Annotated in this window: 4 protein-coding genes and 2 pseudogenes; 1 reads left to right on the forward strand and 5 read right to left on the reverse strand. The window is 72.4% G+C overall.

Annotation, left to right across the window (positions count from 1 at the left end):
* Window positions 1–449 (reverse strand): DUF1648 domain-containing protein (locus GPJ59_RS33490; protein ID WP_308120628.1); only part of this gene is annotated, 449 nt, incomplete at its 3' end.
* The gene (locus GPJ59_RS33495) at window positions 446–793 is read right to left on the reverse strand and encodes a GntR family transcriptional regulator (protein ID WP_219671679.1); all 348 of its coding nucleotides are present in this window, start codon (window positions 791–793) and stop codon (window positions 446–448) included. The genes GPJ59_RS33495 and GPJ59_RS33490, both read right to left, overlap by 4 nt.
* Before the next feature lie 182 nt (window positions 794–975).
* Between GPJ59_RS33495 and GPJ59_RS33500 the strand changes: the two genes are divergently transcribed.
* Window positions 976–2,604 (forward strand): GMC oxidoreductase, encoded by a 1,629-nt coding sequence (locus tag GPJ59_RS33500; protein WP_219671680.1) that lies wholly within the window; start codon window positions 976–978, stop codon window positions 2,602–2,604.
* A gap of 62 nt (window positions 2,605–2,666) precedes the next feature.
* Here the strand turns inward: GPJ59_RS33500 and GPJ59_RS33505 are convergent, their stop codons facing one another.
* The 3 genes and pseudogenes from GPJ59_RS33505 to GPJ59_RS33515 all read right to left on the reverse strand — a co-directional run.
* Entirely contained in the window at window positions 2,667–3,146 is a 480-nt protein-coding gene (locus GPJ59_RS33505; protein ID WP_219671681.1) for a carboxymuconolactone decarboxylase family protein, read from the reverse strand.
* 119 nt (window positions 3,147–3,265) lie between these two features.
* Window positions 3,266–4,330, reverse strand: a pseudogene (locus tag GPJ59_RS33510) (NAD(P)H-dependent amine dehydrogenase family protein); the annotation flags it as partial.
* 104 nt (window positions 4,331–4,434) lie between these two features.
* Window positions 4,435–4,874 (reverse strand): annotated as a pseudogene (locus tag GPJ59_RS33515) (hypothetical protein); the annotation flags it as partial.

Genomic DNA, 4,874 nt, shown 5'->3' on the forward strand with positions numbered 1-4,874 from the left:
CGACGGCCCCGGACCAGATGGCCGCCCAGCGCTGCCGCCGCCACCGCGGCGGCCAGGGTCAGCACCACGCCGAGGCCCACGCCGCCCGCGTCGTGCCAGTCGGACCGGTCCAGGTTCGCCCGGACGATCGAGGCCTGCGCGCCCAGCAGGCCGACGCCGACGGACAGCAGGGTGGCGGTGGCCGGTACCCGCCCGCCGGTCCACCGCACGCTCAGCGCGACGACGACGAGGACGACGCTCCACACCAGCGCCGGGAAGGCGACGACGGCGCCGAGCGGCATGGCCGAGTCGGGTGTGCCGGAGCCGCCCCAGTGGGTGGCCAGCCGGTCCGGCAGCCGCCCGCTCGCGGCCACCGGCAGCGCCACCAGGCCGGCCAGGACCCCGGCCGCCCAGGCGGCGGCCGCCCGGGGAAGCCCCCGCCCCCGCTCCGTCGGGCTCACACGTATCACGACAACCCCCTGATCATCTCGATGAGATCGCTCCTGCTGTAACCCAGGCGCGCGGCGTCCCGGACCAGCTCCCGCACCCGGTCGAGCACGGCCGACTGCTCCGCCGCGCCCGCGGCCACGGTCACTCCGCGCCCGCGCCGGAACTCCAGCAGCCCCTCGTCGCGCAGCGCGCGCAGCCCCCGCAGCACGGTGTTGGTGTTCACGTCCAGCGCCTGGGCCAACTCCCGTGCGGACGGCAGGCGTTCGCCCGGCCGGCACTCGCCCTCGGCGATGGCCCGGCGGACGGCGCCGGCCACCTGCTCGTGCAGGGGCCGGCTGTCGGCAGTGTTCAGCGTCAGCAACATGGTGCTAGTGAACATAGCACCATTCACTTCAAGCGGGCAGGGGTGGGCAGGGCGAGGCGCCCGTCGCAGAGCGGGCCATTCCGGCCCTGGCGGGACAAAAATTACCTAGCGGTATGTAGTGACTTCACATGCGGGCGGCAGTAGAACCTGTTCTCATTCCCCCACGGAGTGAGGAACCTCACATGGACGAATCTACCCCCCACGACAAGGGCTTCCAAGGCTTCCCGGGCATCTCGCGCCGCCGGTTCATCGCTGGAACGAGTTCTATTGTCGGCGCCGTCGCCCTCGCCGGCCGCGCCGCCGCGGCCCCCGCGATCGACGGCGGGGCGCACGTGCCGGCCCTGGTCGTCGGTACCGGATACGGCGGCTCCGTCGCCGCCCTGCGCCTCGCCCAGGCGGGCGTCGACGTACACATGATCGAGATGGGCATGGCTTGGGACACCCCCGGCCCCGACGGCAAGATCTTCGCCAACACCACCAAGCCCGACTACCGCTCGTACTGGCTGCGCACCAGGACCAAGGCGCCCATCAGCAACTTCCTCGGCTTCCCCCTCGACAAGGACGTCCCCCGCCACACGGGCATCCTCGACGCCGAGGAGATGGGCGGCATCATCGTCTACCAGGGGCGCGGAGTCGGCGGCGGATCGCTGGTCAACGGCGGGATGGCGGTCACGCCGCGGCGCGAGAACTTCGCCGCGGTGCTGCCCTCCGTCGACGCCGAGGAGATGTACCGCACCTACTACCCGCGGGCCAACGCCGGACTCGGCGTGAGCACCGTCGACCCCGCCTGGTTCGAGACGGCGGAGTGCTACCAGTACGCCCGCGTCGGCCGCAAGCACGCCCAGCGCTCCGGCTTCCCCTTCGTCTTCGTACCCGACGTCTACGACTGGGACTACATGGAGCAGGAGGCGGCCGGCACCGTCCCCAAGTCGGCACTGGCCGGCGAGATCCTCTACGGCAACAACGCCGGCAAGAAGTCGCTGCAGAAGACCTACCTCGCCCAGGCCGCCGCCACGGGCCGGGTCACCGTCTCACCCCTGCACCGGGTCACCTCGGTCGCCCCGGCGCCGGCCGGCGGCTACACGGTCGCCATGGAGCAGCTCGCCACCGACGGGGCCGTCACGGCCGTCAAGTCGGTCACCGCGGACCGGGTCTTCTTCGCGGCCGGCAGCGTCGGCACCAGCAAGCTGCTGGTCAGGCTGAAGGCCACCGGTGTCCTGCCCGGCCTGAACGACGAGATCGGCAAGGGGTGGGGCGAGAACGGCAACGTCATGTGCGGCCGCGCCAACCACATGTGGGACCCCACCGGCAAGCTCCAGTCGTCGATCCCCTGTTCCGGCATCGACAACTGGGCGGCCGGCGGCGCGTTCGCCGAGATCGCCCCGCTGCCCACCGGCATCGAGACCTACGCGTCCTTCTACCTCTCGATCACCAAGAACCCCAACCGTGCCCAGTTCTCCTGGAACGCCGCCACCGGCAGGGTCGAACTGAACTGGCAGACCGCCTGGAAGCAGCCGTCCGTCGACATGGCCCGGACGATCTTCGACAAGATCAACGCGAAGGAGGGCACCGTCTACCGCACCGACCTCTTCGGTACGAACAGGGTCTGGGGCGACCACCTCACCTACCACCCGCTCGGCGGCGCCGTGCTGAACCGGGCCACCGACAACTACGGCCGGCTGCACGGCCATCCGGGCCTCTACGTGATCGACGGCGCGCTGATCCCCGGCAACACCAGCGTCAACCCGTTCGTCACCATCACGGCGCTCGCCGAACGGAACATCGAGAAGATCATCGCCACCGACCTGTGACGGACGAGGAGGAAGGAACGGGGAGTCGGGGGGTGGGGAGGCCGGCCGGTCCCCCCACCCGCTCACTGCGCGGGCAGGACGCACACGCTGTCGAGCCCGAGCACGTGGTTGAGCCGGCCGAACGCCAGCCAGGAGCCGATGCTCATGGTCAGCTCCACGATCTCCACCTGGCTGTACCGCGCCGTCATCCGGTCCCAGAACTCCCCGTCCAGGCCGTGGTGGTCCAGCGCGTACCGCTCGGCGTACTCGGCGGCGAGCCGGGTGCGGTCGTCGAAGGCGTCGGTGGTGCGCCAGTGCGTCACCGCGTCGGCGAACTCCTCCTCGACCTTGGCCCCGTCCCGTTCGGTGCGCCAGTCGAGGCAGAAGGCGCACCCGTTGATCTGCGCGATCCGCAGCCGCGCCGCCTCGAACTCGCGCAGCCCCAGCGTCGTGTGGGCGTACACCGACAGCGAGAAGTTCGAGGCGGCCGTGCCGATCTCGGGGACCATCTCGCCCCAGACGTACTCGATCGGGTGCTTCCCCTCGGGAACGTCGATGTTCATCATGCTCTCCTTCCGGGCGTGCCGGACCGTGCGGGAGGGGCGGACGTACTGGACGTGCCAGACGTGCCAGACGTGCCGGCTGCGGCGGATGTGCCGGCTGCGGCGGATGTGCCGGCTGTGCCGAGCCTGCCCACCGCGGGGCGCAAGGGGACGTCGAGGGCGTCGTAGAGGCCCGGTTCCGCGTCCACGAGCCAGTCCACCGCCCCCACCAGCCGGCCGACGGCGGTGGCGTTGCCGCCCGCCGACCGGTTCCCGCCCTCGTCGGTCGCCTCCACCGTGACCTCGATGCGGGGCCGGCCCTCGATGACCACCCGGTGCGCTCCGGCGCCGTCTGGGGGCGTCGGCCAGTCCGGTGCGCACGACGGGTGGATGCGGGTGACGTGCTCGATGACGATGCGGGGTGCGCCGCCGACGATGCCCTGGACCTCGAACCGCACCGCGCCCTGGGTACCCGCCTCGAACGCCCCCATGGTCGCGGTGGTCACGGCAGAATCGAGCGCGCGCCGGGCCACGGTCTCGCGGATCCCGTCGAGTTCGACGCCGAGGGCCCGGGCCATCAGGCGGATCTGGCCGCCCCAGACCATGGTCGGGACCGTCTCGACGAGCATGGGCGGCTGGTAGTCCATCGGCTGTCCCATGCCGACGAGGTACCGGACCGAATCCTCCTGGTCGTAGGTGGAGTAGTCGAAGATCTCCTGGCAGCGGATCGCGTCCACCGTGCTGCCGAGCCCGCTGACCAGCAGCGGCAGGACGTCGTTGCCCCAGCCGGGGTCCACCCCCGAGGCGAACAGCGAGCCGCCGCCCTCGGCCACCGCCGCCAGCACCGGCTCGCGGAACTCCGGCGGGGCGTTGCGCTGGTCGTAGAGCGGGTACAGGGCGGGCGTGACGACCACGGCGCCGGCCCGGACCGCCCGGACGACGTCGGCGAGCGCCTCGTCGGGCCGGACGTCCCCCGAGGCCGCGTAGACCACGGCGCGGGGGCGGGCGCCCAGCACCGCGTCGATGTCGTCGGTGGCGGCCACCCCGAGCCGGCGGTCGAGTCCGCCGAGCTCGCCGGCGTCACGGCCGACCTTGGCGGGATCGTGCACGAGGACGTGGGCGAGGCGCAGCGCCGGATGGGCCGCCACGGCACGGATGGCCAAGCGGCCGACGTTGCCGGTACCCCAGACAACCGTGGGAATCATGCCGCAGAGGGTAATCTGATGAACCGTCAGTTCCTAGGCCCGTGACACCACGGGATGCCGTAACCCCCTGCCGGGCGGCGGTTCCGCCTCGCGCCCCCGGCACCTCACCTGCCGTACGTACCCGCACACAGATCGGCGATGGGCGGCGAGACCGTGCCCCGGGCGGCCGCGCACAGGGACGCCATGTCGTACCCGTGCGCAGGCTGCTGCGAGGCCCGGCGGCCGTGCTGCTGCGGCTTTTGCTGCTGCTGCTTCGGCTTCTGCTTCTGCATCGGCTTCGGATGCTTGCGGGAGGCCGGCGCCGATCGGTGCTGGTGCCCGGCGCGCGGGGCGCTCTCGTACGCCGGGGCCGCGGCGGGCTGCCGCGGTGCTTCCGGAGGCGCCGGTGGCTGCTGCGGTACGGCGGCCAGGTCCTGGCCCGAAGTCATCGGCTCCGGGCCCGCCCCGGCCGGCTGCTCCGGGCCCGACCCGGGCTGTTCCCCGGCGGACGCGCCCTGGACCGGCATGCGGCCGAGTCCGAGCGGGGTCGAGTGCGGCCCCGGCC

Source organism: Streptomyces bambusae, from assembly GCF_019400985.1.
Taxonomy (GTDB): domain Bacteria; phylum Actinomycetota; class Actinomycetes; order Streptomycetales; family Streptomycetaceae; genus Streptomyces; species Streptomyces bambusae_A.